Here is a 616-nt window from a genome sequence, read left to right on the forward strand (position 1 = left end):
TCCAGTTGAGCCGTACGCACCGGGTGCTGATAGCCGTGGTGGTGCTGGGTGCGGTGGTGATCGCGGGGATCGGTTTCGCGGGGTCGTACGCGGCGGTGCGGGAGCTGGCCCAGGACAAGGGGTTCGGGGCTTTCGCGGTGGTGTTCCCGATCGGGATCGACGCGGGGATCCTGGTGCTGCTGGCGTTGGATCTGCTGCTGACGTGGATTCGGATTCCGTTTCCTTTGCTGCGGCAGACGGCGTGGTTGCTGACGGCGGCGACGATCGCGTTCAACGGGGCGACCGCGTGGCCCGATCCGCTGGGCGTGGGCATGCACGCGATCATCCCGGTGCTGTTCGTGGTGTCGGTGGAGGCGGCGCGCCATGCGATCGGGCGGATCGCGGACATCACGGCGGACAAGCACATGGAGGGCGTGCGGCTGTCGCGCTGGCTGCTGGCCTTCCCCTCGACGTTTCGCCTGTGGCGGCGGATGAAGCTGTGGGAGCTGCGCTCCTACGACGAGGTGATCCGCCTGGAGCAGGACCGCCTGGTCTACCGGGCGCGGCTGCGGGCCCGGTACGGGCGCGGCTGGCGGCGCCGGGCGCCCATCGAGGCGCTGATGCCGCTGAAGCTCGC

General features: G+C 70.0%; 1 protein-coding gene. It reads left to right on the top strand.

Annotation, left to right across the window (positions count from 1 at the left end):
- Positions 1-616 (top strand): DUF2637 domain-containing protein (locus tag ACFQLX_RS25730; protein WP_386418937.1); only part of this gene is annotated, 616 nt, incomplete at both ends.

Origin of the sequence: Streptomyces polyrhachis (assembly GCF_042663125.1) — a bacterium.
GTDB classification, from domain to species: Bacteria; Actinomycetota; Actinomycetes; order Streptomycetales; family Streptomycetaceae; genus Streptomyces; species Streptomyces polyrhachii.